General features: G+C 71.3%; 31 protein-coding genes. 30 read left to right on the top strand and 1 reads right to left on the bottom strand.

Annotated elements, in window-relative coordinates:
• The first annotated feature begins 6 nt into the window (after window positions 1-6).
• The 18 genes from ACFS27_RS03290 to ACFS27_RS03375 all read left to right on the top strand — a co-directional run bounded on the left by ACFS27_RS03290 (window position 7) and on the right by ACFS27_RS03375 (window position 11,918).
• Complete coding sequence (locus tag ACFS27_RS03290) at window positions 7-486, top strand: hypothetical protein (protein WP_377180309.1); 480 nt, start codon at window positions 7-9, stop codon at window positions 484-486.
• Window positions 483-926, top strand: coding sequence for a hypothetical protein (locus ACFS27_RS03295; protein ID WP_377180311.1), 444 nt, complete (start codon window positions 483-485; stop codon window positions 924-926). The genes ACFS27_RS03290 and ACFS27_RS03295 overlap by 4 nt, the downstream gene beginning before the upstream one ends.
• Entirely contained in the window at window positions 923-1,585 is a 663-nt protein-coding gene (locus tag ACFS27_RS03300; protein ID WP_377180313.1) for a DNA methyltransferase, read from the top strand. Before ACFS27_RS03295 ends, ACFS27_RS03300 begins: the two co-directional genes overlap by 4 nt.
• Window positions 1,582-1,845, top strand: a complete 264-nt coding sequence (locus ACFS27_RS03305; protein WP_377180315.1) for a hypothetical protein — start codon at window positions 1,582-1,584, stop codon at window positions 1,843-1,845. The genes ACFS27_RS03300 and ACFS27_RS03305 overlap by 4 nt, the downstream gene beginning before the upstream one ends.
• Window positions 1,842-2,372 carry a hypothetical protein gene (locus tag ACFS27_RS03310; RefSeq protein ID WP_377180317.1) on the top strand — a complete coding sequence of 177 codons (531 nt, stop codon included), beginning with the start codon at window positions 1,842-1,844 and terminating at the stop codon, window positions 2,370-2,372. The genes ACFS27_RS03305 and ACFS27_RS03310 overlap by 4 nt, the downstream gene beginning before the upstream one ends.
• Window positions 2,369-2,524 (top strand): hypothetical protein, encoded by a 156-nt coding sequence (locus ACFS27_RS03315; protein WP_377180319.1) that lies wholly within the window; start codon window positions 2,369-2,371, stop codon window positions 2,522-2,524. Before ACFS27_RS03310 ends, ACFS27_RS03315 begins: the two co-directional genes overlap by 4 nt.
• Window positions 2,521-3,051, top strand: coding sequence for a hypothetical protein (locus tag ACFS27_RS03320; protein WP_377180321.1), 531 nt, complete (start codon window positions 2,521-2,523; stop codon window positions 3,049-3,051). Before ACFS27_RS03315 ends, ACFS27_RS03320 begins: the two co-directional genes overlap by 4 nt.
• Window positions 3,048-3,902 carry a hypothetical protein gene (locus tag ACFS27_RS03325; protein WP_377180323.1) on the top strand — a complete coding sequence of 285 codons (855 nt, stop codon included), beginning with the start codon at window positions 3,048-3,050 and terminating at the stop codon, window positions 3,900-3,902. Before ACFS27_RS03320 ends, ACFS27_RS03325 begins: the two co-directional genes overlap by 4 nt.
• Window positions 3,903-4,139: 237 nt before the next feature.
• Complete coding sequence (locus ACFS27_RS03330) at window positions 4,140-4,643, top strand: hypothetical protein (RefSeq protein ID WP_377180325.1); 504 nt, start codon at window positions 4,140-4,142, stop codon at window positions 4,641-4,643.
• The gene (locus tag ACFS27_RS03335) at window positions 4,640-5,887 is read left to right on the top strand and encodes a PBSX family phage terminase large subunit (RefSeq protein ID WP_377180327.1); all 1,248 of its coding nucleotides are present in this window, start codon (window positions 4,640-4,642) and stop codon (window positions 5,885-5,887) included. Before ACFS27_RS03330 ends, ACFS27_RS03335 begins: the two co-directional genes overlap by 4 nt.
• Window positions 5,888-5,889: 2 nt before the next feature.
• Window positions 5,890-7,428 carry a hypothetical protein gene (locus ACFS27_RS03340; RefSeq protein WP_377180329.1) on the top strand — a complete coding sequence of 513 codons (1,539 nt, stop codon included), beginning with the start codon at window positions 5,890-5,892 and terminating at the stop codon, window positions 7,426-7,428.
• Window positions 7,429-7,431: 3 nt separating this feature from the next.
• A complete protein-coding gene (locus tag ACFS27_RS03345) occupies window positions 7,432-8,595 on the top strand; it encodes a phage minor capsid protein (RefSeq protein WP_377180331.1) in 1,164 nt (387 codons plus the stop codon).
• 64 nt (window positions 8,596-8,659) lie between these two features.
• Window positions 8,660-9,280 (top strand): hypothetical protein, encoded by a 621-nt coding sequence (locus ACFS27_RS03350; protein ID WP_377180333.1) that lies wholly within the window; start codon window positions 8,660-8,662, stop codon window positions 9,278-9,280.
• 18 nt (window positions 9,281-9,298) lie between these two features.
• Window positions 9,299-10,318, top strand: coding sequence for a major capsid protein (locus tag ACFS27_RS03355; RefSeq protein ID WP_377180335.1), 1,020 nt, complete (start codon window positions 9,299-9,301; stop codon window positions 10,316-10,318).
• Between the two features lie 2 nt (window positions 10,319-10,320).
• Window positions 10,321-10,647: a hypothetical protein gene (locus tag ACFS27_RS03360; protein ID WP_377180337.1), complete on the top strand. Its 327-nt coding sequence runs from the start codon at window positions 10,321-10,323 to the stop codon at window positions 10,645-10,647.
• 193 nt (window positions 10,648-10,840) lie between these two features.
• The gene (locus tag ACFS27_RS03365; RefSeq protein WP_377180339.1) at window positions 10,841-11,272 is read left to right on the top strand and encodes a hypothetical protein; all 432 of its coding nucleotides are present in this window, start codon (window positions 10,841-10,843) and stop codon (window positions 11,270-11,272) included.
• On the top strand, window positions 11,269-11,583 hold the full coding sequence (locus ACFS27_RS03370; protein WP_377180341.1) for a hypothetical protein: 315 nt from the start codon (window positions 11,269-11,271) through the stop codon (window positions 11,581-11,583). The genes ACFS27_RS03365 and ACFS27_RS03370 overlap by 4 nt, the downstream gene beginning before the upstream one ends.
• Complete coding sequence (locus ACFS27_RS03375) at window positions 11,580-11,918, top strand: hypothetical protein (protein ID WP_377180343.1); 339 nt, start codon at window positions 11,580-11,582, stop codon at window positions 11,916-11,918. The genes ACFS27_RS03370 and ACFS27_RS03375 overlap by 4 nt, the downstream gene beginning before the upstream one ends.
• Here the strand turns inward: ACFS27_RS03375 and ACFS27_RS03380 are convergent.
• A complete protein-coding gene (locus ACFS27_RS03380; protein WP_377180345.1) occupies window positions 11,915-12,127 on the bottom strand; it encodes a hypothetical protein in 213 nt (70 codons plus the stop codon). The two genes, ACFS27_RS03375 and ACFS27_RS03380, sit on opposite strands and share 4 nt — an antisense overlap.
• 54 nt (window positions 12,128-12,181) lie before the next feature.
• Here ACFS27_RS03380 and ACFS27_RS03385 point away from each other — a divergent pair, with 54 nt between their 5' ends.
• From ACFS27_RS03385 to ACFS27_RS03440, 12 genes are all read left to right on the top strand, one after another.
• Complete coding sequence (locus tag ACFS27_RS03385) at window positions 12,182-12,595, top strand: phage tail terminator protein (protein ID WP_377180347.1); 414 nt, start codon at window positions 12,182-12,184, stop codon at window positions 12,593-12,595.
• A gap of 3 nt (window positions 12,596-12,598) precedes the next feature.
• Window positions 12,599-13,390, top strand: a complete 792-nt coding sequence (locus ACFS27_RS03390) for a phage tail tube protein (RefSeq protein ID WP_377180349.1) — start codon at window positions 12,599-12,601, stop codon at window positions 13,388-13,390.
• The gene (locus tag ACFS27_RS03395; RefSeq protein WP_377180351.1) at window positions 13,390-13,890 is read left to right on the top strand and encodes a DUF7426 family protein; all 501 of its coding nucleotides are present in this window, start codon (window positions 13,390-13,392) and stop codon (window positions 13,888-13,890) included. The genes ACFS27_RS03390 and ACFS27_RS03395 overlap by 1 nt, the downstream gene beginning before the upstream one ends.
• 205 nt (window positions 13,891-14,095) lie before the next feature.
• On the top strand, window positions 14,096-16,897 hold the full coding sequence (locus tag ACFS27_RS03400) for a phage tail tape measure protein (protein WP_377180353.1): 2,802 nt from the start codon (window positions 14,096-14,098) through the stop codon (window positions 16,895-16,897).
• Window positions 16,897-18,345: a hypothetical protein gene (locus ACFS27_RS03405; RefSeq protein WP_377180357.1), complete on the top strand. Its 1,449-nt coding sequence runs from the start codon at window positions 16,897-16,899 to the stop codon at window positions 18,343-18,345. Before ACFS27_RS03400 ends, ACFS27_RS03405 begins: the two co-directional genes overlap by 1 nt.
• Window positions 18,345-19,490: a DUF5047 domain-containing protein gene (locus ACFS27_RS03410; RefSeq protein WP_377180359.1), complete on the top strand. Its 1,146-nt coding sequence runs from the start codon at window positions 18,345-18,347 to the stop codon at window positions 19,488-19,490. The genes ACFS27_RS03405 and ACFS27_RS03410 overlap by 1 nt, the downstream gene beginning before the upstream one ends.
• Window positions 19,487-20,344 (top strand): hypothetical protein, encoded by an 858-nt coding sequence (locus ACFS27_RS03415; RefSeq protein WP_377180361.1) that lies wholly within the window; start codon window positions 19,487-19,489, stop codon window positions 20,342-20,344. The genes ACFS27_RS03410 and ACFS27_RS03415 overlap by 4 nt, the downstream gene beginning before the upstream one ends.
• A 10-nt stretch (window positions 20,345-20,354) precedes the next feature.
• Window positions 20,355-20,585, top strand: a complete 231-nt coding sequence (locus ACFS27_RS03420) for a hypothetical protein (protein WP_377180363.1) — start codon at window positions 20,355-20,357, stop codon at window positions 20,583-20,585.
• Between the two features lie 3 nt (window positions 20,586-20,588).
• Window positions 20,589-21,158, top strand: a complete 570-nt coding sequence (locus tag ACFS27_RS03425; protein WP_377180365.1) for a hypothetical protein — start codon at window positions 20,589-20,591, stop codon at window positions 21,156-21,158.
• A gap of 5 nt (window positions 21,159-21,163) precedes the next feature.
• Window positions 21,164-21,523, top strand: coding sequence for a hypothetical protein (locus tag ACFS27_RS03430; RefSeq protein WP_377180367.1), 360 nt, complete (start codon window positions 21,164-21,166; stop codon window positions 21,521-21,523).
• 3 nt (window positions 21,524-21,526) lie between these two features.
• Complete coding sequence (locus tag ACFS27_RS03435) at window positions 21,527-22,315, top strand: N-acetylmuramoyl-L-alanine amidase (RefSeq protein WP_377180369.1); 789 nt, start codon at window positions 21,527-21,529, stop codon at window positions 22,313-22,315.
• Window positions 22,316-22,318: 3 nt separating this feature from the next.
• Window positions 22,319-22,618, top strand: a complete 300-nt coding sequence (locus tag ACFS27_RS03440; RefSeq protein WP_377180371.1) for a hypothetical protein — start codon at window positions 22,319-22,321, stop codon at window positions 22,616-22,618.
• Window positions 22,619-22,657: the final 39 nt, after the last annotated feature.

Below are 22,657 nucleotides of genomic sequence, written 5' to 3' on the forward strand. Positions count from 1 at the left end.
CATCACGTGACCAACAAGCCAAAGGCCATCGGGACCGCCGCCGAGAGCGCCGTGGTCAAGGCCGCACGCCGCCTCGGCTTCCCCCACGCCGAACGCGTCGTGCTCCACGGCAACCTCGACCAGGGCGACGTGCGCCTCACCCCCGGGCTCACCGCCGGCGTCGTGCTCGAGGTCAAGGGCGGCAACGCAGCCCGCGACGCCTCCGACCTGCAGATCCTGTCCTGGCTCGACGAGACCGAGACCGAGCGCCGCAACGCCCACGCCGACGTCGCCATCCTCGTCACGCAGCGCCGCGGTGTCGGGCCCGCCCGTGCGGAGCAGTGGTGGGCGCACATGCACGTGCGGCAGCTGCTCGACCTGCGTGCCCTGCACGTGAGCCCTGCGACCGCTGACGACGCCGTCGTCCGCATGACCCTGGCCGCCGCTCTCGCGCAGCTCCGCGCGTGCGGGTACGGCGTGCCCCTGACCGAGAGGAACGCAGCATGACCACCCTCACCCCCGGAACCACGATCAAGACCCCGGACACCCTCGACGCCGCCCCGGTCGGCACCGTCGTCCGCGACGCCGACGGCGACCTCTGGGCGCGGAACAGCCACCCCGGACGACGCGGGTGGACCGGGCTGACCCCCGGGTGCGCTGAGGCCACCAGCGACGACCTGACCGACGAGGGCCCGCTGGTCGTCGTCAGCGTGCCCCTGTCGTCCACGCCCGACGCCCCGACCACCCCGGCGGACCTGGCCGCGCACATCGCCGCCGAGCTGGAGGGCACGATGCCGCAGCGCCTCGACCACGCGATCGTGACGACCGGGTACAACCGCACCGACGTCGCCATGCGGGTCCGTGTGCAGGGGGTCGACCTCGACGCCCCCGACGGTGTCTGGGTGCGGGAGTTCGACGTGCTGGTGCGGGAGGCGATGACGTGGTGAGCGCCCCCTACTACCAGGACGACGCCGTCACGCTCTGGCACGGCGACTGCCTCGACCTGGCCGACGTGTGGACCACGGCCGACGTCCTCGTCACAGACCCGCCCTACGGCATCGACTGGAAGGTGTCCGCGTACAACGGCGGCCGGAAGCATGACGGCATCGCGAACGATGCGACTACCGCGGTGCGTGACGCCGTGCTCGAGGCCTGGGGGGCGACGCGTCCGGCCGTTTCGTTCGGGTCGCCCATCCTCCCCGTGCCTTCAGGGACCCGCCAGACGCTCGTGTGGCGCAAGCCGCCCGACGCCGGATTCATGGGGGCCGTTGCCGGGTGGAGGCGCGATTGGGAAGCGATCTACCTCCTGGGGACATGGCCGAAGGCTCCGGCGCAACGTAGCGGCGTCATCGAGACGAGGGGCGGTATTGGTGCCTACCTCACCGGTGAGCACCCTCACGCGAAGCCGGTTTCGCTCCTGGAGTCCCTGATCGAGAAGTGCCCGCCCGGTGTGGTCGCGGACCCGTTCGCGGGGTCCGGGGCAACGCTGCTCGCGGCCCGCAACCTCGGCCGCCGCGCGGTCGGCGTGGAGATCGAGGAGCGCTATTGCGAGGTCATTGCCAAGCGGTTCTCCCAGGGCGTCCTCGACCTCGGGGAGGCGTCATGACCACCTGCAGCCCCGAGCCCGTCTGGACGGCGGCCTACGTCTGGGCGTGCACCTGCGGGCACGTCTACGACCACTCCGGCCGGCGAACCATCAACTCCCAGCACGCCGAACACCTCGAGCACACCGGCCCCGAGCACGACAGGGCGCACATGTTCGGCTCCCACGAGGCCACGTGCCACCGGTGTGCGATCCCGGGCATGACCGCCACCCGCCCCACCCCGCCCACGACCGACAGCCCGAACGAAGGAACGAACGCATGAGCGCCGAGACCACGCCAGCCCGCCGCACGAAGCGCCGCTACGCCCACGAGCTGTACCCGCACCCCGAGGAGGGCCAGACGCGCCCTCTGTCGGTCGAGGTGCCCTACCTGTACGCCGTGGCGCACGGCCTCGACATCAACGAGACCGACTGGCACGAGCTGCTGATGGATGGTGACACGGCGCGGGCCCGGCTGGCCGGACAGCGCACGGTCCAGATGATCGAGGCCCGCCGCGTCGCGTTCCTCGCCGACGCGCTGCACCAGGGCATGACCGGTGACGAGGCGTGGGCATGGGTCGACGCCCGGCACTGGGACTACGAGGGTGAGGCCCTGTGGGAGCGCGCCGAGCACTACGGCGTTGACCCGCGCCAGATCCGCCCGTCCCCGATCCTGGCCGAGCGCCAGAAGCACGACCACTGGTCCGAGCCCGACCAGCGCGGCTGGAGGACGCTCGTGGAGACGGCGAACGTGCCGGAGTCGGAGTGCCCCGTCTGCACCGAGCCCGTCACCGCCGAGGTGACCCGATGACCGCCCCGGCCGGCATCGGCAGCGTGACCCACGACGCGACCACCCACCGCGCGCAGTGCCACCACGAGGGCTGCCCCTGGACGATCGCGACGCCCGTCGAGGGCAAGGCCGCCAAGGAGCTCATGCACCACAACGCCGAGGAGCACTCATGAACGCGCAGACCGACACGACGAGCGAGGTGGCGCGAGTGCTGGAGTTCGGCCGCGTCTGGGCCGAGGCGACCGTGGCCTACCACCGCGCCGTCGAGGAAGCGTTCCGGCCGCTGCTGGAGATGGCTGGTGCCGACGAATCCGAAGACGCCCAGATCGCCGCCCCCGTGCCCGCTGGGGAGGCGCGGGCGGATTCTGCGGGGCGTGGGGCGTCGGGAGGGCTGGGAGAGCGGCTGCGGGCGCTGGTCGCCGGTCCGCACCCCGACGTGCTGCTCGTGCTGACGGCCCAGGCGGAGTACATCGGGATCGTCGAGCAGGTCGAGCAGATGGAGGACGATCTGCGCTTCACCGCCGCCCGGGCGAACTCGTCCGAGGCGTCCTATCAGCAGCTCATGTTGGAGCGCGAGCGGGTGCGGGCCCAGCTCGCCCCGATGACGAAGAGCAGCGACGAGAAGACCGTGCGGCACGGGACGGCGCTGCTGCACATCCTCGACGGCCGCGAGACGAACGACGACAAGGAGAACCCGTGAGCCGACGCCGTAGCCGAGCGGTCGCCCCGTCGGTCGCCCCCGCACACGATGCTCTCGGCGGTCTGGCTGCCTCGTCAGCGCGTGCCGACCTGTGCTGGCTGGCCCGACACCAGCGCGACGTCGCAGCCCGCGAGGCAGGCACAGGGCGCGCCCTGACCGGCATGCCCGTGCACCAGTCGACCGAGCCCAGGCTGCCCGGCCAGCTCGACGGCCCCGACCTGTCCGGGGAGATCGCCCGCCACCTCGACCAGCTGGTGCGTGAGCTGCTCGACGTCGGGTGGCAGGCCGACGCCCAGACCGAGGCAGGGCGGTGGCTCCAGGCCGCCCAGGTCGTCGACAAGGTCATCGACACCGACATGGACGCCATGGCATGGTGGGACACCGCCAGCGGGCTGCGTGCGCGTGCAGAGCGGGTCCTGGGACCCGACGCCAGGGGACGGTGGCTCGGACCCTGCGCGGTCCCCGAGTGCGACGGCGACGTCCGCCTCGGCGACGACCAGACCGCCGCCGTCTGCCCCCAGTGCGGCGTGTTCGTCACCCGGGAGCAGCAGGAGGACTACCTGGCCGACGCCATGGCCGAACGCCTCATGTCGGTGTCCGAGCTCGCCACCGCGCTCACCCAGGTCGTCGGCCGCGTCGTCGAGTACGACACCGTCCGGACCTGGACCCGCACCCGCAACGCACCACGGGGCCGGCGCCTGCCCGCCCGCCTCCACGAACGCCACGACGACGGGAGCCCGTGGCGCGGCATCCCCTGGCCGACACCCGACACCGGGCTGTACCGGTTCGCCGACGCACTCACCCTCGTAGCCCGTCGCGAGACCAGGGTCCAGCTCGGGGTCGCGGCATAGCCCACACACTCGACACCCGCATTTGTAGAGCGGGTGTCGGGTGTTCGTGGAACCGCTGGTGTCAAGTGGATCCGGCCGCTCCTCGCGGGCGCGCGCGACGCGCCGTGAGCACATAGTGGTCAGGCAGGCGTGACCGGTGCTAATGTGATGGGGTTGGCTTTCAGCCAGCAAGAGGCCTCGCAGGGTGTATCCCTCGGGGCCTTTCGCATGCCCCCGGACGGAGGCGGAGGTGGTCGCATGGCCGCCGGCCCGTACCGGCCCGACGAGGACGACGTCCTACGCGACCTCATCCCCAAGGGCGTCAGCCAGTCCGAGATCGGTAGACAGCTCGACCGAACGCGAGGGTCGGTCGCCAACCGGGCCGCGAAGCTCGGCATCCGCTCCGACCGCACCGACACCGCCGCCGCCACCCAGGCCAAGGTGCTCGACGTCAAGGCACGCCGCGCCGCCGCCGCCCTCGCCGAACTCGAAATCCTCGAACACGCCCAGGCCGACGTGCTCGCCACCATGCGCGACCACCAGCCCTGGACCACCGTGCTGCGCGGCGAGCTCGGCGTGGAGTTCGAGACCACCACCTCGAAGATCCCGGCACGCGACCAGCGCGAGGCCGCCGCCGCCAGGTCACAGGCCGCCGGCATCCTCACCAAGCTCGAGGTCGCCGCCGACGAGCACGCCGAAGCCAAGGCGTTCATCACCCAGCTCGGCGAAGCGCTCCTCGCGACCGCACCCGAGACACCATGACCGACGCCGCCGACCTGCTCTCCCCGAAGCAGCACGCCGCATTCGCCGCCGCCATGCGCGCCCGCATCGCGATCTTCGAGGGCGCCGTCCGGTCCGGCAAGACGTTCGTCGCCTGCCTCGCGTTCTTCTTCGCCATCGCCATCGCGCCCCGCTCCGGCCTCATCCTCATCGTCGGCCGCACGCTGCAGACCATCGAGCGCAACATCCTCGCGCTGATGATGGACGAAGCGATCTTCGGCCCCCTCGCCAAGGCCGTCCACCACACCCGCGGCGCATCCACCGCGACCATCCTCGGCCGCGAGGTCCACCTCGTCGGCGCGAACGACGCCCGCGCCGAGGGCAAGCTGCGCGGCCTGACCGCCTGCCTCGCCATGGCCGACGAAGCCACGCTGCTCCCCGAGGACTTCTGGACCCAGCTCCTCGCCCGCCTGTCCGTCCCCGGTGCCCGCCTCATCGCGACCACCAACCCCGGCAGCCCGCGCCACTGGCTCAAGGTCAAGTTCCTCGACCGCATCGCCGAGCTCGACCTCGTCGACCTGCACTTCGAGCTCGATGACAATCCGTCGCTGACCGAGGAGTACAAGAACAACCTCAAGGCCGAGAACACCGGCCTGTTCTACGACCGCAACGTGCGCGGCCTGTGGGTCGCCGCCGAGGGCAGCATCTACGGCATGTTCGACCCGGCCAAGCACGTCATGAAGCGGGCCGACATGCCGGCCATGCACCGCGTGCTCATGCTCGGCCTCGACTACGGCGACACCCACCGCACCGCCGGCGTCCTCCTCGGCCTCGGCCCCGACCCGCGCGGCGGCGACCGGCTGTACGTCCTGTCCGAGTGGGCCCCACCCGCTCTCACCATCGGCGGCATGTCCGCGCACCTCAAGGACTGGATGACCGAGCAGCCGTCCCCCGAGTGGATCGCGTACGACCACGCCGCCGCGAGCTTCGGGCACCAGCTGCGCACCGACGGGTTCCCGAGTGTCCGCCCCGCGCACAAGGCCGTGATGTCCGGCATCCGCAACGTCGCCGCCTTGCTCGACGCCGACCGGCTCATCATCGCCGCCGAGGCCACCAACCTCCTCGACGAGCTCCCGTCCTACCGATGGGACCCCGTCGCCACCGAGCGCGGCGAGGACGCCCCCGTCAAGGCCAACGACGACTTCGTCGACAGCCTCAGGTACGCCACCTACACGTCCCGTATGGACTGGCGCGACCGCGTCCCACTGACCCCCGGAGAGGAGTGACCGTGCCCCTGCCCACCCAAGACCAGGCGTGGCCGCCCCCGCAGCTCGCCCACATCACCCCGAAGCTGAACGAGTGGGCGGCATGGTGGACCGGCAACCCTGCCGACCTGTCCAAGGCGTACCACGGCACCGCGTCCCCCCAGGTCGAGGACCGGCCCGGGCAGCACCGTGGCGGCGTCGTGGGCGCCCTGTCGCGCTTCTGGTGGGGCCGCCCCACCAACGCGGGCGGGCAGCGCCGTGACGACACGCACGTGCCCCTCGCGGCCGACATCGCGCGCGCGTCCGCCGACCTCCTGTTCGCCGAGCCCCTCAAGGTCGCCGTCGAGCAGCAGGCCGCACAGGACCGCCTCGACGCCGTCCTGACCGGCGACGTCCTGTCCACCCTGACCTCCGCCGCCGAGAAGACCGCAGCCCTCGGCGGCGTCTACCTCAAGACCGTGTTCGACACCGAGGTCGCCGAGTCCGCGTTCCTTGCCACCGAGCCCGCCGACCGCGCCATCCCCGAGTTCGTCCACGGCCGGCTGCGTGCCGTCACGTTCTGGCGCGTCCTGTACACCGACGACCGGCAGGTCTGGCGCCACCTCGAACGCCACGAGCTCCTCGCCGGTGACGGCGTCGTGCAGCACTCCCTGTACGTCGGCACCCCCGCCCGCCTCGGCCGCCCCTTCCCGCTCGAAGCGCACCCCGAGACCGCACCACTGGCCGGGTCCGTGAACGACCAGGGGTACATCACCGCGGGCATCACCAAGGGCCTCGACGTCGTGTACATCCCGAACAAGGGCGACGGCGAGGCCAAGGCGTGGCGCAAGGTCCCGTCCGCTGCCGGGTGGGGCGCGTCCGACTACGACGGCGCGGAACCGTTCCTCGACGACCTCGACCAGCAGTACGCGTCCTGGATGCGGGACATCCGGCTCGGCAAGGCCCGCATCATCGTCGCGAAGTACATGCTCGACGACCTCGGCCCCGGCCTGGGTGCCGGTTTCGACCTCGACCGCGACGTGTACGCCCCCCTCAAGCTCGCGGGCACCGAGGACGGCGACCCGCCCATCACACCGCAGCAGTTCGCCATCCGGTTCGCGGAGCACCAGGCCACGATCGACCAGTGGACGGACCAGATCATCGGGACGGCCGGCTACTCGCCCTCCACGTTCGGCCGGGACGCGGACGGTGCCGCGGTGACCGCGACCGAGGTCGTGGCCCGCGGTGACCGGTCCACCCTGACCCGGAACCGGAACATCCGGGGGTGGACACCGAAGCTCCAGCAGATCCTGCCGAAGCTCCTCACGGTCGACGCCTCGGTGTTCGGCGGCACGGTGGACCCGACCGGTCTCACGGTCGAGTTCCCCGACGGTGTCAACGAGTCCCCGGAGACGGTGGCACGCACCGCGCAGGCCCTCAAGATGGCCGGTGCCGCGTCGACCAGGGCGCTCGTGGAGATGGTGCACACCGACTGGGACGACACCAAGGTCGAGGAGGAGGTCGCCCGGATCATCGCCGAGTCACCGACCGCCCTGGCCGACCCGTTCTCGTTCGGGGGGTGACCCGTGGCCCGGTACATTCCGGACGCACGCGACGGTCTCGACCGCCTCGTCGCCGAGCTCGTGGAGCTGTTCGGCAGTGCGGAGCGTCGCCTCGTCGCGGCCGTGGCCCTGCAGGTCCGGGCCGGGCTCGACGCGGGCGAGGTCGCACCCGCGCGCATCCTGCGTCTCGGTGACCTGACGGCCGAGTCTGCCCGGATCGCACGGTGGCTGTCCCAGACGTCGCCCGAGATCCTGGAGCGCGTCCTGGAGACGGCACAGACCCGCGGTGTGGACGCCGCCCTGACGGAGCTGTCTGCCGTCGTCGGCACGACCGGCGCGGAGGCCGCCGCGGCAGTGGCCCCACGGGTTACGCCACTGGCCCGTGTGCTGCCTGGCGCGGCCCCGGCGGTCCTGATCCGCGCGGACCTCACGAACGCCCTGCAGAACGTCACACAGCGCATCCTCCGGTACCCGCAGGACCTGTACCAGCGGGCCATCGCGGCCACGTCCACCGACGTCGTGCTCGGACTCGGCACGACGCGCACCGCGCAGCAGTCGGCATGGGGTCGACTCCTCGGTCAGGGCGTTACCGGGTTCGTCGACAAGGCGAACCGGCGCTGGAACCTGTCCTCGTACGTTGAGATGGCGACCCGCTCGGCCACGCGCCGGGCGTACGACGACGCCAAGGTCACGTCCATGCAGGACAACGGCGTCGAGCTGGTGTCCATCGTCGTCGGGTCCGGCGCGTGCGAGAAGTGCGCACGCTGGGCGGGGAAGATCCTCCGGACCACACCCGGCCCGACCGGGCGTATCCAGGTCCCGGCCGCCAACTCGGACCGCGAGGTCACCGTGAACGTCGCGGCGACACTCGACCAGGCCAAGGCCGCCGGGTGGCGCCACCCCAACTGCCGGTGCAGCACGGTCGCCTACCTGCCCGGCCTGTCCGTCATCGAGGACGTCACCACCTACGACCCTGACGCCGAAGCGGACCGCGCCAAGCTCCGGTACCTCGAGCGCGAGCTGCGCAAGGTCAAGGTCGAGGCCATGGCCGCCGTCGACGACGTCGAGAAGAAGGCGGCGAACGCCCGCGTGCGCGCCTACCAGGCCAAGATCCGCGACCACGTCCGCGAGACCGGCCTCGTGCGCCAACGCAACCGCGAACAGCCCAACCTCGGCAACGTCGCGTAACAGATTTCCCCCGTAGAGACGGGGGTTTGGGTAGAGACCCGCCACTGTCAGGAGAACAACCACGATGAACGCACGACTGCGCAAGCGCCTGCCCATCCTGCCGACGCCCGGCCTGGACCACCCCCGCTTCACGCGGCTGCGGTTCATGTCCGAGCCCGCCGGAGGAGAGCCCGCGCCGGGAGCACCCGCAGGCGGAGAGCCGCCCGCACCTGCACCCGCCCCCACGCCGCCGGCCCCCGTGCCGGCACCGACACCCGCACCCAAGCCCGGGCAGGCGTTCTCCTCGGAGTACGTGACCGAGCTGCGGGAAGAGGCCAAGGCGAACCGCCTGCGCGCGGAGAAGGCCGAGGCAGACGCCAAGGCTGCAGCCGCCGAGCGCGACACGTTCAAGACCGACCTGCAGACCACCCGCACCACCCAGGTCCTGGGCGACGCGATCAAGGCCGCAGGCGGCAACAGCGTCGCCGAGCTCGCGATCAAGGGCGCAGGCGTCCTGGCCGACGTCGACCTCGCCGACAAGGCGGCAGTCGAGGCGGCCGTGAAGGCGTTCATCGACGAGCACCAGGAGCTCAAGGCCGCCCCCAGCGCGGTCCGCTCCAGCGTCCAGCACACCGGCGGGTCCGGTGAAGGGGCGCAGCGTCCCACATCCATCGCCGAGGCACTCTCCCGCGCCTCGGACAAGTAGCCCCCACAGGAGGCCACCATGCCCATCACCCTCGCCGAAGCCCAGGTCAACTGCCAGGACGACGTCGACTTCGCCATCATCGACGACCTGCGTCGCCGGTCGTGGCTGTTCGACCAGCTCACGTTCGACCAGGCCGTCAACCCGGCCGGCGGCGGCGCGACCCTGACCTACGGGTACACCCGCCTGGTCACCGCCGCGACCGCCACGTTCCGTGCGATCAACGCCGAGTACACCCCGGGGGAGGCCGTCCGCACCCGCGAGACCGTCGACCTCAAGCCGCTCGGCGGGTCGTTCAACGTCGACCGCGTCCTGGCCAACCTCGGCCCGGCAGCGACCAACGAGGAGGCGTTCCAGTTCGCAGAGCTGAACAAGGGCGCCATCACCGAGCTGCAGAACCAGCTCATCAACGCCGACACCGCGGTCAACGCCAACGGGTTCGACGGCCTCGACAAGGCCCTCGCGGGCACCACCACCGAGACGTTCGGTGACGGTACCGACCCGGCAACCAACCAGTTCCTCAACTGGACGTCCACGGGCATCACCGACGAGTCCGGTGCGCACACCGCGCTCGACATGCTCGACGAGCTCGTCTCCCTCGTGGAGGGCGGCGCGGACGCCATCATGGGCAACGACCGCTCAATCGCCCGCGTGCGGTCCATCGCCCGCCGTGCCGGCTACTACACGCGCTCCGAGGACTCCCTCGGCCGTGTCGTGGAGATGTTCGGCAACTCGGTCCTCGTCGACCTCGGCTTCGGCAACGACGGCACCAGCCGCATCGTGCCGATCGAGTCCCGCGACGTGGACGGCGACGGCGGCACCACGCCCGCCGTGACCGGCCTGACGGACCTGTACGCGGTGCGCTTCGACCTGGACGCGTTCCACGGCGTAGCGACCGTCGGCGAGCTCGTCAAGACCTACCGCCCGGACTACACCGCTCCGGGTGCGGTCAAGCTCGGCGAGCTGGAGATCGGCCCGGTCGCCCCGGTGCTGAAGTCCACGCGCGGTGCCGCGGTCCTGCGCAACGTGAAGGTGATGTGACCATGACGGGCATCATCAGCATCACGACGCCGGACGGCGACCCCGTGCCGGCCACGGACAACGTCGGCCGTCTCGCGTACTACCGCCGCAAGGGGTACGTGATCGAGACGGTCGAGGCCGAGCCGGAGGCGGACGGTGGCGGCGAGCCCCAGGGCGACCCCGTCCCGTTCGACCCGGCGGAGCACTCCGTCGCCGAGGTGACCGCCTACCTCGACGGTCTCGACGACACGGACACCGAGGCGCACGCCGCCGAGGTGACGCGTGTCCTGGAGGCCGAGCGGAACGGTAAGAACCGCTCCACCCTGGTCGGCGCCCCGCCGGTCGAGTGACACCTGGTGCGCGGCGGCCCCTACCGCCGCGCACCCCACAGCTTGGTGGTAGGCGTCAACGTCTGGCCCCGGGAAGGGCCACAACCCCCTAGTGCACGCCGCGAAGGCATGGGCAGGAGCTTTCGACCCCGGGTACTTTCGGGCTCCGTCACGACCCTGCCTGCGCCCACCACCACCCCCCTTGGAGGCCCGCATGGCTCTCGTCTACGCCACTGAGGCGGACCTCTCCGCCGCCCCGTGGTCGATCACGCCACTCCCCGCGAACGTGGGGCGGCTCCTCGCGTACGCGTCCCGGCTGGTCCGCAAGGCGACCCGCTCGGCCGTGTACGACACGGACACCACCGGCGCACCCACGGGCACCACGGTGGTCGCCGGGTTCCGGGACGCCGTGTGCGCCCAGGTCGCCGCATGGTCCGCCGCGGGGATCACAGACCCGGCCGCCGAGGCCGCGTCCACGTCGGGCGGCGTCGTCACGAACAAGTCCCTGGGTCCGCGCGCCGTCGGGTACGCGGGCGCCGAGGCTGCCGCCGCCGAGCGGGCACGGATCACGCGGGGTCTGACCGACGAGGCGGCCGGCTACATCGACGACCTGAACCTGCCGTCGGCGCCGTGGGTGATCGGATGAGCGACGTCTGGGACGACTGGGAGGACCAGACCGTCACCGTGAAGCCGTACCTGGGCGCGGGCGGCAACGGGCCCGTCTACGGCGCCTCGTACCCCCTGGCCTGCCTCATCGACGCCACGGTGCGCCTGGTGCGCAACCCGCAGGCCGTCGAGGTCGTCAGCTCCACCACGCTCCACGCGTCAGCAGCGGACGCACCACCCGGGTCGATCGTCACCCTCCCCGACGGCCGCACCTCCAAGGTCATCATCGTCGGCACCCCGACCGCCGTCGACGACCCCGACCTCACCGGCGTAGAAATCAGCCTGGAATGAGCGTCACCCCGGCCGCCGAGCTCGTCGCACTGGCCCGCAAGGGCATGGCCGAGGGCCTCAACCTCGGTGCCGAACGCGTCCGCGGCGTGTCCGTCGCCCGCACCCCCATCCAGTACGGCGACCTCCGCTCCTCGCAGACCGTCGTACCCGCGACCGACGCCGACCTGGAGTCCGCCGTCGTGTCCGACCTCGACTATGCGGTGCCGGTGCACGAGAACCTCACGGCCCGGCACCCCACCGGGCAGGCGAAGTTCCTCGAGTCGGCGTCGATCGAGTCCACCAACGAGGTGCACGAGATTGTCGCCGCGTCGATCCGCCGCACCCTCGGCGACTAGTCCCGCCGGCCGCCGCTCACCGCACGGACGAGCACGGCGAGCATCGTCGCGACGAACAGCACGAACGTGGGCAGCAGCACCCACCACCAGATGTAGTCCCACGCGATCCAGTCGCGGAACGCGCCCTGCCAGATCGACACGGCCAGGAGCACGGCGAGCACGGCGGCGATGACGGCCTGCGTGCGCCTCGACTTCCAGTCAATCCTCATGCCCGCGATCGTCCCACCCGCGCCGTCGTGCGCCCAGCAAACCCGGGGGTGAATGTGACGGACCGCGAAATGGTCGTCGCCCTGCTGGCCTGGCTCCAGGCCCGCGGCGTCGGCACGTACCGCACGGACGGGTCGGTCTACCTCGCCACCGAGACCGGCCTGTTCTACGGCCAGATCGGACCCGAGCCGAACCGGGGCGTCGCCCTCGCGCGCTACGACCGCACCGACTACGGGCAGCGCCGCGACGCCGTCCGCACCCGCCGCGTGCAGGCGTGGATCCGGGGCAAGCCCCACGACACCGGCGACGCCGACGACCTCGCAGACGCCGTCGACGACGCCCTGCTCGCACTGTCCCGCACGTCGGGCATCAACCACGTGGGGCACCTCTCCGGGCCAGCCCTGCACGGCTCGGACGGCAACTCGCGGTCCGAGCTCTCCCTGAACTACTCGGTCACCCTGGAGGACTGAACCATGCCCTATTCCCCCACGCTTCCCGCCGGTTCGACGCTCGGCAAGAGCTTCGAGTACGGCGTCGACGTGTTCGACGGCACCGCCGCCGAGTCGCTGACGGCCCTGGCCACCGACCCCCGGTGGCTGCCGATCCGCCGCGCCCTGAACGTCGTCCCGGCCATGACGCCGATCACGCAGCCCGCGCAGACGTACGACGACAAGGGGTCCCCGAACGACGACGTGTCCGCGTGGTCCTGGGTGCTCGCCCTGGCCGCGTTCGTCAACCGGTCCGCGACCACGGGCCAGCCCGTCCCGGAGCTCAAGGTCATCCAGGACCGGTACGGCGACAAGATCGGCGAGAACGCGAAGGTCGGCGTCCGGTACTACCACAAGCCGGCCGACGGCTCCACGCCCGACCCCGCCGAGGCGTTCCAGGGCGTCGCGACCGCCGCGTACACCCGCAACAACGCGGGCCCCGAGGGCACCAACGAGCAGTGGGGGATCACCCTCACCGGTGTCGGCTACGCGACCCGCATCGCCAACCCGTTCACGGGCTGGGCCGACGACACCGACCTGCCCGTCATCGCAGGCATCCTCCCCGCCGGCCAGACCGTGGGCGAACAGATCACGATCAGCGGCCAGGGCTTCTCCGGCACCACGGGCGTCACGATCGACACCCTCCCGGCGGAGTTCACGCTCGTGTCCGACGCGACGATCGTTGCCGTCATCCCGGCCACGGCCGCCGGTGCCGCGCCCGTCGTCGTCACCGACGCCAACGGCCCCTCGGTCGCCGTCGACTACACGGTGGTCTGATGCGGCTCGAAGGCCTCTCCGACGTCCTCGCCTCCGTCGAGGCGGACTCGTCCCTCGAGCTGCCGTTCGGTGGGCGCACCTACACGGTGCGTCCGCCGACGGCGGCCCGCGGGCTGCGGTGCGCGACGTACCTCGCGGCCCGGCAGATCGAGGACGAGGCGGAGCGCGCGGAAGTCCGCATGCAGGCCCTGGACGGTGGCACCCTGGCCGACCTCGCCCTCGGTGAGGAGGCCCTGGCCGAGATGAGCGACCTGTCCGGCCCGGTCCTGCACCAGCTCGCGTGGGTGGCCCTGGTGGCCTGGGTGAACGGTGAGGCCGCCGCCAACCGGTACGTCGCCGCCGTCGCCGAGCAGCGCGCCGGGACGGCCGAGGCGGAGGCCACGCCCCCAAAAGCACGCGCCCGCCGGTCACCGAAGAGGAGTGGGACGAGTACGGCGTCGGCACGAAAGACCCCGACACGGGCATCTGGTCCGGCGGGTACCGAGTCCCGGCCGAGCTGAACGACCCGCAGCCCGCGCAGGGCATCCGGGTCGGGTGGCTGGACCTGCTGACCCACTGGCGGGCTGTGAAGGCCGACCTCGCGGCGTACTACCACCTGCTGCCCGCGGACCTGCCCAGGCAGCCGTGGCCCGGCCTGCGTGACCTCATCTTGTCCCTGCCTGCCGAGCCCGGCTCGCGGGTAGCTCGTGCGCTCGGAGGTGGCACATGATCGTCAACCGGCTGGAATCGATCTTCACCGGCGACCTGGCACCGTTCGAGCAGACCGCGACGAAGGTCGAGACCCGCGGCAAGGCGATCGACGGCAACGTCGTCACGACGACCATCGACGCGGACGCCAAGGCCGCGCTCGACGGCCTGGACAAGGTCGACGCCGCAGGCCGGAAGATCTCGTCGGCCGAGACGGTCGCCAAGGTCGACGCCGACATCGACCAGGCGCAGGCCGATTTCGACCGGATCACGGCCGAGCTCGACACCCTGCGTCAGTCGGATACCACGCCCGAGGTCACGGCCGACATCGCCAAGGCCACGGCCGCGCTCGACCAGGTCGAGGCCGAGCTGTCCACGCTGCGCGGCGCACGCGCCACCATGGTCGTCGAGGCCGACACCTCGAAGGCTGAGGACGACCTCGACGGCCTGGCCGACAAGGCCGAAGGTGCCGGGGCCGACGGCGGCGAGCGGGCCGGCGCCGCCCTCGGTGGCAAGATCGTCGCCGCGCTGGCGACCATCCCGATCGCGGGCGCCGTCGTCGGGATCATCACCGCTGTCTCGGACTCCGTGCTCGCGGGCCTGGACGCCGAGGTCAACGCGGACACCCTGGCCGCGCGCACGGGCCTGGACGAGGCGACCGTGGCCCGCCTGGGCCGTGCCGCTGGCGAGGCGTACGCGTCCAACTGGGGCGAGTCGATCGCCGCCAACATGGACACGGCGCGGGTCGCCATCGAGTCGGGCCTGCTCGACCCGCAGGCCACCGAGCGGGACGCACAGGCTGTCATCGCGTCCCTGTCCGGCGTCTCGGACCTCATCGGCGAAGAGATCCCCGCCCTGTCGAAGGCCGCGTCGACGGCCATCCGAACCGGGCTCGCCGAGGACGCGGCCGGCGCCCTCGACCTGATCGTCAAGGGATCGCAGGCCGGACTGAACGTCAGCGAGGACCTGCTCGACGTCATCGACGAGTACGGCACCCAGTTCCGCAAGGTCGGCCTCGACGGCGAGCAGGCGTTCGGCCTCATCTCCCAGGCCGTGCAGGCCGGCGCCCGCGACACCGACATCGCCGCGGACGCCATCAAGGAGTTCTCGATCAGGGCGGTCGACGGGTCCGAGCTCTCCGCGGAGGGCTTCGAGGCTGTCGGGCTGAACGCGGAGAAGATGACCGCGCAGATCGCCGAGGGTGGCGACGGTGCGGCCAAGGGCCTGGACCAGGTGCTCGACGGGCTGCGCAAGATCGAGGACCCGGCCAAGCGCGACGCCGCCGCCGTGGCCCTGTTCGGCACCCAGGCGGAGGACCTCGGCGAGGCCCTGTTCGCGATGGACCTGTCCACCGCGGCCGACGAGTTCGGTTCCGTCGAGGGCGCCGCAGACCGTGCACTGAGCACCCTGGGCGACAACGCCAAGGGCATCCTCGACGGCGCCGTACGCAACATCGACCTCGCCGCATCCCAGGTCAAGGGGTCGCTGGCCATCGCGTTCTCCCCCGAGATCGAGGGCTTCGCCACCTTCGTCACGGAGAACCGGGAAGCGGTCGTCACCACCCTGTTCGACGCGGCCGACGCTGCCGTCGGGTTCGGTATCGCGCTCGCCGAGGGCGCCGCGTCGGGCACGGAGGCGTTCGGCGACTTTGCGTCCTCCGCGCTGCCGCCCATCATCGAGGGAATCAACGCCGTCGTGCAGGGCATGGGGCACCTCGGCCTCGTGTCCGACGAGAGCGCGCAGGAGTTCGACGACTTCACCAAGGACTCGAAGAAGAACCTCGCCGACTTCGACGAGTCGACGGAGCGGACCGCCGAGCAGATCCGTACGGAGCTGATCGACAACGCACTGACGCCGACGCAGGACAAGCTGAACGAGATGCGTATCCCGGCTGAGGCCGCGGCGCGCCTGTCGGACACCACGAACCGGCTCGCCGGTGAGATCGGCGGCGTCGGGTACGCGGCGGACGGGTCGAAGGTCAGCATGGAGCTGCTCGACGGCGAGTTCGACACCTCGACGAGGTCCGGCCGTCTCCTGGACGAGCAGGTCAGGGGAGTGGCGAAGGCACTCGACGGCCAGGTCAAGGCCGCCGCGGGTGCGGGCGAGAGTCAGAAGCAGCTGCGAGGCCGGGTCCGTGACGCGAGGGATGCGTTCATCGACCAGGTCACGGCGCTCGGTCTGACGAAGCGTGAGGCCGGGCGGCTGGCCGACGAGTACGGCCTGATCCCTGAGCGCGTCGACACCGACATTCGTGGTGACGGCCGCCAGGCGCGGGCCGAAGCACGCGAGACCCGGCAGTACATCGACGGTCTCCACGCCGAGATCGACGTCGCGGCGAACACGGGCAACGCGTACACCCAGGCGACCGCGCTCTACAACTACATCGATGGCCTGAACGCAACCATCGGTGTCACGGCGGAGCGCCACATCGCCACGGGCCTCGGCGGCGCTGGTGGTCTGACGTTCGCGGACGGCGGATTCAACGAGAACCACGTCGCGCAGATCGCCCCGGCCGGCGCCTGGCGTGTCTGGGCGGAGCCGGAGACCGGCGGCGAGGCGTACATCCCCCTCGCCCCGTCCAAGCGCCAGCGGTCCATGGAGATCCTCGAGGAGACCGCGTCCCGCATGGGTGCGCGCGTCGTCGCCCAGGCCGACGGCTCGGTGCTCGGTGGGCCGTCGTTCGCGACGTCCCCGGCGGCGACGTTCTCCGAGGGTCAGTTCGCCCGTCTGGAGGCCGCGCTGGAGCGTGGTGCTGCCCGGGGCCTGGCTGGTCATGAGGCCGCCCAGGATCGGGCGTCCCGTTACGCGAGGAGCTACTGATGCCGACGAGCCCTGACGGGATTCTCACGGTCACGTTCGACCCGGTGCGCGCTGCGGTGCAGATCCAGGTGAACGGGTCGGCGTGGCCTGCCCCGGTGTCGCGGGTGACGATCATGCGGACGTCGCCGGGGCAGGGTGCGATCCCGGTGCGGGACCTGGAGCGGCGGGCTGTCGCTGGTGGCACGCTCCTCTGGGTCGACAACGAGGCCCCGCTCGGTGTCGATGTGACGTACTCGTGCGTCGGGTACGACAGTGCGGGCGACGAGGTGCAGGTCGGGCTGACAAACCTGGTGACCGACCCGCGCGCGACGGTAGCAGCGCGGTGGGCTGCGTTCGGCGGCTCCACTGCCAACGAGAGTATGGTCACGGGCGCGCTCGATGGCCCACTCCTGCCAAACGGGACACGATCCACCACGTACGCCCGGTACACGCTCACTGCTGCCGGTACAGGCAACGCGCAGTACGGATACGACCAGGGTCCCGGCAATCCGCTCCCCATCGTCCTGGCCGGTACACCCCTCGCCCTCGCCATCTACGTGCGTTCGTCGGTGGCGGTGTCCAACATCACCGTCCGAAAGGACGCCTACCTGGACGGCGCTGCTGCCGGTGGCGCGCAGGGAGGGAGCGGCGGCAGCGCCACCCTCCCGGCGAACACCTGGGTGCGGCTGGAGGCCGTCGTCAGTAACAACGCCGACTTCGACCAGTTGCGCCTGGGGTCGAACTTCCCGCAGGAGAGCCGGTTCGTGAACCAGGTCATCGACGTTGCCCTCGCCCTGGGCGTGCCCGGGGATAGCACCGTCCCGGACTACTTCGACGGCGACACCCCGGGCGCCGAGTGGACCGGCACACCGAACGCGTCCACGTCGATCCGCCTGGTCCCGACCGAGGCCACCGTCTCCACCACGGGCGCTGCGCACGGCCTCTGGGTCAAGATCCCGGGGCGCGCGGACATGGCCACGTGCGTGGCCGTGCAGGACGTGGGCGAGATGTCCCGGCCCACGCTCGGCGGGTCCTGGCAGGTGCCGGGTGGGGTCGCGATCGCGCAGTCCTCCGCCGCGTCCCTCGCGCAGTCCGCCGGTCTCGGGTCCCTCAGCACCGCCCTGCGCGTCCTGTCCCAGGATGCGGGGCAGACGGCCGCCCTGTGGCAGATCATCGGCCAGGCACCCGCACAGACCGTCCTGCTGCAGACCGTGCCCCAGCCCGAGGAACTGCCCTCCGGGTACTACCAGGTCGTCAACCCCAGCCAGGGGACCCTGCCGATCCGGCCCGACCTGTACGGCAAGCGGCCCTTCTCCCTGCCGATCACCGAGGCCGTCGCCCCAGCCGGGTCCGGCACCGGCGTGTTCGGTGCGACGCACGACGACATCGCCGCCAGCTTCACCTCCCACACGGAGATCGCCGCGACCGTGGCCAGCCACCTCGAGCTCGCACAAGGAGCGTGGTCCTGATGTGGTCGGTGCCGGACGGGTACGGCGACGTCGTGCGCGCCAGCAACGGCCTCGTCGTCCTGGTCGACGTCCTCAAAGGCGGGCAGGTCCTCCACGCGGGCCTGCCCGTCGTGGGCGGCGCCATCACCGTCAACGCCCAGGCGGCCACCCGCCGCAGCATCAGCCTCACCGTGCCGCCCTTCATCCCCACCGGGCGCTACACGCAGGTCCCCGCACTGCCGGAACGGTCCACGGACATCCTGGGCCACTACGGCCAGGAGCTGCGCGTCACCCACGCCCTCGTCGCACCCGACGGCCCCCAGCTGCGCGTGCCCGTCGGCAGGTTCCGCATCGACGACGCCGACGGGTCCGACCTCGGGCGCACCGCCGTCACCGTGACCGGCGTGTCCCGGGAGGCGTACGTCGTCGACGACCAGTTCACCTCACCACGCACCGTGTCGGGGCCGTCGGCCACGGCGATCATCCGGTCGCTGATCACCGAGACCCTGCCGCAGGCGTCCGTGTCCGTACAGGCCAGCAGGGACGGCCGCGTGCTGCCCCGCACGGAGGACAGTGACCGGTGGGGCCTGATCGAGTCCCTCGCCTCGTCCATCGGCGCCGTGGTGTACGCCGACCCGACCGGGCGGTTCGTGATCGCCGACGCCCCAACCGTCTCCACACCCCCCGTGTGGACGTTCGCCGCCGCCGCCGGCCACTCCCTCCTCGACGCCCGCCGGACGTCCTCCCGGGCGAACGTCTACAACCGGGTGCGCGTCATCGGCGCCACCGTTGGTAACACGACCTACTCCGCGATGGCGACCGACACGGCCGCGTCCAGCCCCACCCGGTACGGCGACCCTGACGCGGGCCTGTACGGCAAGAGCGTGACGGTCTTGTCCTTCCCCGAGCTGGAGGACTTCGGGTCGTGCCGCACCGTGGCCGACGCCGAGCTGGGCAAGCGGACCGGGGCAGCGTCCGCGCTCGACCTGTCCGCGATCCCGCACGCCGGGCTGGAGGCCCTGGACGTCGTCGACGTGCAGACCGTCAACCCCACCTCGGGTGCGGCCGTCGTGCGCCGCCACATCGTCGACAGCTTCACGCTGCCACTGACCCCAGCGGGTGCGTTCCCCGTGCGCACGCGCCAGCTACGGGAGGTGACGTCATGACGAGCCCCAGCGCAACCCTCGCCATGATCCTGCGCGGCCGTCAGGCCGTGTCCCGGATCGCCGTCGTCACCGCGTACACGGCCAGCCCGCGCGCGGTCACATGCCAGTTCGAGACCGACGGCGAGGAGTTCCAGCCCATCATGCTGTCCTCCGCGCCAGCGCCCGTCGTCGGCGAGCGGGCCCTCCTGATCCCGTCGGACGCCGGGTGGGTGTTCGCCTCCACGATCACCACCCCCGCCGTAAGCAACCCGTACCTCGAGACCTACCTCAACATCTACAACAACTGGCGCCGCGCCCACCGTGCGGACGACTCGTGGTTCTCCCAGGATCACGGTTACTACGCGACCGGTTCGTTCACCACCGGCCAGAGCTTCGAGCAGGGGCACCTGCCGAACCAGTCCGGCGCCGTCGGCGTCGACGCGCCACGCATCTACTACGACGCGGGCGCGATCATCAACCACCAGGCACCCGCCACGCTGGACGACCTGGCCGCCGACGGCGCGACCGTGCACCTCGTCGACATGCAGATCCGCCGCAACGCGGGCGGCCCCGACCTGGTCAACCCCGTGATGTACGGACACTCGTACAACAACGGGACCCCGCCGCCCGACGAGGCCGCGCACGTCTGGGCTCCCGGGTTCGGGCCGATCCGCCTGCCCGCCCTCGGCCGGCACGAGACCGCCCGGTACGTCATCCCCGAGTCCTGGGTCACCGCGCTCGCCGCGGGGACGATCCAGGGCATCGGGTTCTGGGCCGACACCACCAGCGACGCCATGTTCTCCGACCGCTCCTACGGCGGGGAGCTCGTGGCCGAGCTGAACCTCAAGCTCCGCATCGTCTACAGCACACCGTGACAGGGGACCGATGAGCGAGACGCCCACCAACGACGCCCACGCGACCACCGGCGTGCAGGAGATCCGCGAGGTCGACGTGTCCGACCCGCTCGCCGTCATGACGGCCCTCGGGTTCGACCCGCCGACCGTCCGCGCCGTCGTCATCACCACGGCTGGTGCGCTCGGCATCTCCAGCACCTACCCGCCCACGGAGTTCGACCCGCCACCGGTCGCACCCGAGCCGACCACACCCCAGGAGTAGCCCATGCCCGTCACCGACCCGCTCCAGGGCGCCACGTTCATTCCGTCCTGGCAGGACGCCTACCAGCTGCCGCAGACCATCGCAGACATGTACGCGTTCCTGCTGGCGCGCGGCATCCCCCAGTTCACCACCACGGCCGAACGGGACGGCGCCTACCCGGCACCCGCCGACGGGCAGATGGCCTGGGCCGACGAGGCCCTGTACATCTACTACGGCGGCTGGGTGGCCCTGTGGACTCCGCCCAACCCCTCCACGATCCTGGCCGGGTCCGGGTACACCACCAACGCCACCTCCGAGATCTCCAGCGCGGGGTGGATCACCCTGTCCGGGACCCTGACCAAGGTCTCGGGAGACCTGGTGCGCGGAGTCACCATCGGCACCGTGGCACTCGAGCACCGCCCCGTCAGCGACGCACGCCGCAGCACGGCAGCCATCGGCGTAGCGGCCCCCGCCGACGCCGGCGTCTCCGGAATCCAGATCGCGACCACGGGCGCCATCATCCTGACCGCCAACAACGCCTCGCTGGTGAGTCAGTCGATCGTGTACCTCGACGGCGTCACCTACAAGCTCTGAACGCCATGCCCGACCTCTCGTCCTATGACTCCTGGCCAGCCGTCGCCGCCCTCGCCCTGGTCCTGCTCGGCTTCCAGGTCCCCAGCCTGGTCTCCACGATCCGCACCCACCGCGACACCAAGGCGATCCGCACACACACCGAGAACGAGCACGCGGACGCCGACTACCCGAACCTGCGCGACGAGCTCACCGCTACCCGCGTCGCAGCCGAGGCTGCGGCCAGTGCCGCACAGGACGCGGTGACGATCGCCAAGACGACCGACACCCGGCTGACCGACCACATCACCCAGGCCGACGCGTGGCAGACCTCCGTCGAGGACGACCTGACCCGCCTGCGCCGCCCACTACTCGCCTGGAGGCGCTGACCCGTGATCATTCCCATCGCCACCCGCAAGAGGTGGGGTCCCCGGTACCCCGACGGCGACCTGACCCTGACCGGTCCCGCGGACGAGGTGTTCGTGCACCACTCGGTCACGGCCCAGCTCTCGCCCGACGCGAGCGTCGAGGACGAGTGCGAGCAGATGCGCGCGCTGGAGTCCGTGGGTCAGTCCCGGTTCGGTACGGGGATCTCCTACAACGTGGTGATCTTCCCGTCCGGACGCGCGTACCAGGGTGTGTCCTGGAACCGTCGCGGTACCCACACCGGCGGCCGAAACTCCACGGCGCGGTCGATCTGCTTCGCCGGCAACTACGAGATCCACGAGCCGACGGCCGCGCAGCTCGCTACGGCGGCCGTGATCTACGCCGAGGGCAAGGGGCACCTCTGGGTCCTCTCCGCGCCGCTGCGCGGTCACCGGGACGTGTCACAGACTGCGTGCCCCGGTAGGCACCTGTATGCCGAACTGCCCGCCATCCGCGCGGGCCGAACCCTGACCAAAGCTGGAGGATTCATGAGCGACCTGACCAAGACCGAGCAGAAGGAGATTCTCCACGACGGCCGACAGACCGTGGAGAAGTTGGAGCGCATCGAGGAGACCCTCAAGGCTCAGAGGGAGAACGACCTCAAGCACATGTCGGCCTCGGCCGCACGGGAACGGGCCCTCCTGGAGACCGTCAAGGTGCTCGCCGCGAACGGCAGCGTCAACCCGGACGAGGTCCTCAAGCGACTCGACGCCCTGTTCGAGAACCTCACCATCACCATCAGCAAGGAAGGCTGACCCATGTTCGAGGACACCACCCCCGTCTCGTCCCAGACCGCGTTCCCCGGCCGCGCCACCGTGCGCACCGTCGTGCAGACCGTCATCGCCGTGGTCCTGACGGCCGGCGTCGTGCTGCCCGCCGCCGTGGCCGTCCTCGGCGAGGAGCTGGCCGCCGTGCTGCCCCCGGCATGGCTCGCCTGGCTCGTCGGTGCCGCTGCCACCGTGGCCGCGATCGCCGCCGCGCTCACGCGCATCATGGCGATCCCCGCCGTGGACGCCGCACTGCGGCGTTTCGGGCTGTCGAGCACGCCCAAGGCCTGACTGTCTGTCCCTCGGAGTAGACTCTCCTCGAACGGCAAC

Origin of the sequence: Promicromonospora vindobonensis, assembly GCF_042685865.1 — a bacterium.
Classification (GTDB): Bacteria; Actinomycetota; Actinomycetes; order Actinomycetales; family Cellulomonadaceae; genus Promicromonospora; species Promicromonospora vindobonensis.

Excerpts from the sequence above, each read along its gene's own strand:
- ACFS27_RS03295 (WP_377180311.1), top strand. The coding sequence starts at position 483 with ATGACCACCCTCACCCCCGGAACCACGATCAAGACCCCGGACACCCTC.
- ACFS27_RS03305 (WP_377180315.1), top strand. The coding sequence starts at position 1,582 with ATGACCACCTGCAGCCCCGAGCCCGTCTGGACGGCGGCCTACGTCTGG.
- ACFS27_RS03310 (WP_377180317.1), top strand. The coding sequence starts at position 1,842 with ATGAGCGCCGAGACCACGCCAGCCCGCCGCACGAAGCGCCGCTACGCC.
- ACFS27_RS03315 (WP_377180319.1), top strand. The coding sequence starts at position 2,369 with ATGACCGCCCCGGCCGGCATCGGCAGCGTGACCCACGACGCGACCACC.
- ACFS27_RS03320 (WP_377180321.1), top strand. The coding sequence starts at position 2,521 with ATGAACGCGCAGACCGACACGACGAGCGAGGTGGCGCGAGTGCTGGAG.
- ACFS27_RS03330 (WP_377180325.1), top strand. The coding sequence starts at position 4,140 with ATGGCCGCCGGCCCGTACCGGCCCGACGAGGACGACGTCCTACGCGAC.
- ACFS27_RS03335 (WP_377180327.1), top strand. The coding sequence starts at position 4,640 with ATGACCGACGCCGCCGACCTGCTCTCCCCGAAGCAGCACGCCGCATTC.
- ACFS27_RS03350 (WP_377180333.1), top strand. The coding sequence starts at position 8,660 with ATGAACGCACGACTGCGCAAGCGCCTGCCCATCCTGCCGACGCCCGGC.
- ACFS27_RS03355 (WP_377180335.1), top strand. The coding sequence starts at position 9,299 with ATGCCCATCACCCTCGCCGAAGCCCAGGTCAACTGCCAGGACGACGTC.
- ACFS27_RS03360 (WP_377180337.1), top strand. The coding sequence starts at position 10,321 with ATGACGGGCATCATCAGCATCACGACGCCGGACGGCGACCCCGTGCCG.
- ACFS27_RS03365 (WP_377180339.1), top strand. The coding sequence starts at position 10,841 with ATGGCTCTCGTCTACGCCACTGAGGCGGACCTCTCCGCCGCCCCGTGG.
- ACFS27_RS03370 (WP_377180341.1), top strand. The coding sequence starts at position 11,269 with ATGAGCGACGTCTGGGACGACTGGGAGGACCAGACCGTCACCGTGAAG.
- ACFS27_RS03375 (WP_377180343.1), top strand. The coding sequence starts at position 11,580 with ATGAGCGTCACCCCGGCCGCCGAGCTCGTCGCACTGGCCCGCAAGGGC.
- ACFS27_RS03380 (WP_377180345.1), bottom strand. The coding sequence starts at position 12,127 with ATGAGGATTGACTGGAAGTCGAGGCGCACGCAGGCCGTCATCGCCGCC.
- ACFS27_RS03390 (WP_377180349.1), top strand. The coding sequence starts at position 12,599 with ATGCCCTATTCCCCCACGCTTCCCGCCGGTTCGACGCTCGGCAAGAGC.
- ACFS27_RS03395 (WP_377180351.1), top strand. The coding sequence starts at position 13,390 with ATGCGGCTCGAAGGCCTCTCCGACGTCCTCGCCTCCGTCGAGGCGGAC.
- ACFS27_RS03400 (WP_377180353.1), top strand. The coding sequence starts at position 14,096 with ATGATCGTCAACCGGCTGGAATCGATCTTCACCGGCGACCTGGCACCG.
- ACFS27_RS03405 (WP_377180357.1), top strand. The coding sequence starts at position 16,897 with ATGCCGACGAGCCCTGACGGGATTCTCACGGTCACGTTCGACCCGGTG.
- ACFS27_RS03410 (WP_377180359.1), top strand. The coding sequence starts at position 18,345 with ATGTGGTCGGTGCCGGACGGGTACGGCGACGTCGTGCGCGCCAGCAAC.
- ACFS27_RS03415 (WP_377180361.1), top strand. The coding sequence starts at position 19,487 with ATGACGAGCCCCAGCGCAACCCTCGCCATGATCCTGCGCGGCCGTCAG.
- ACFS27_RS03420 (WP_377180363.1), top strand. The coding sequence starts at position 20,355 with ATGAGCGAGACGCCCACCAACGACGCCCACGCGACCACCGGCGTGCAG.
- ACFS27_RS03425 (WP_377180365.1), top strand. The coding sequence starts at position 20,589 with ATGCCCGTCACCGACCCGCTCCAGGGCGCCACGTTCATTCCGTCCTGG.
- ACFS27_RS03430 (WP_377180367.1), top strand. The coding sequence starts at position 21,164 with ATGCCCGACCTCTCGTCCTATGACTCCTGGCCAGCCGTCGCCGCCCTC.
- ACFS27_RS03440 (WP_377180371.1), top strand. The coding sequence starts at position 22,319 with ATGTTCGAGGACACCACCCCCGTCTCGTCCCAGACCGCGTTCCCCGGC.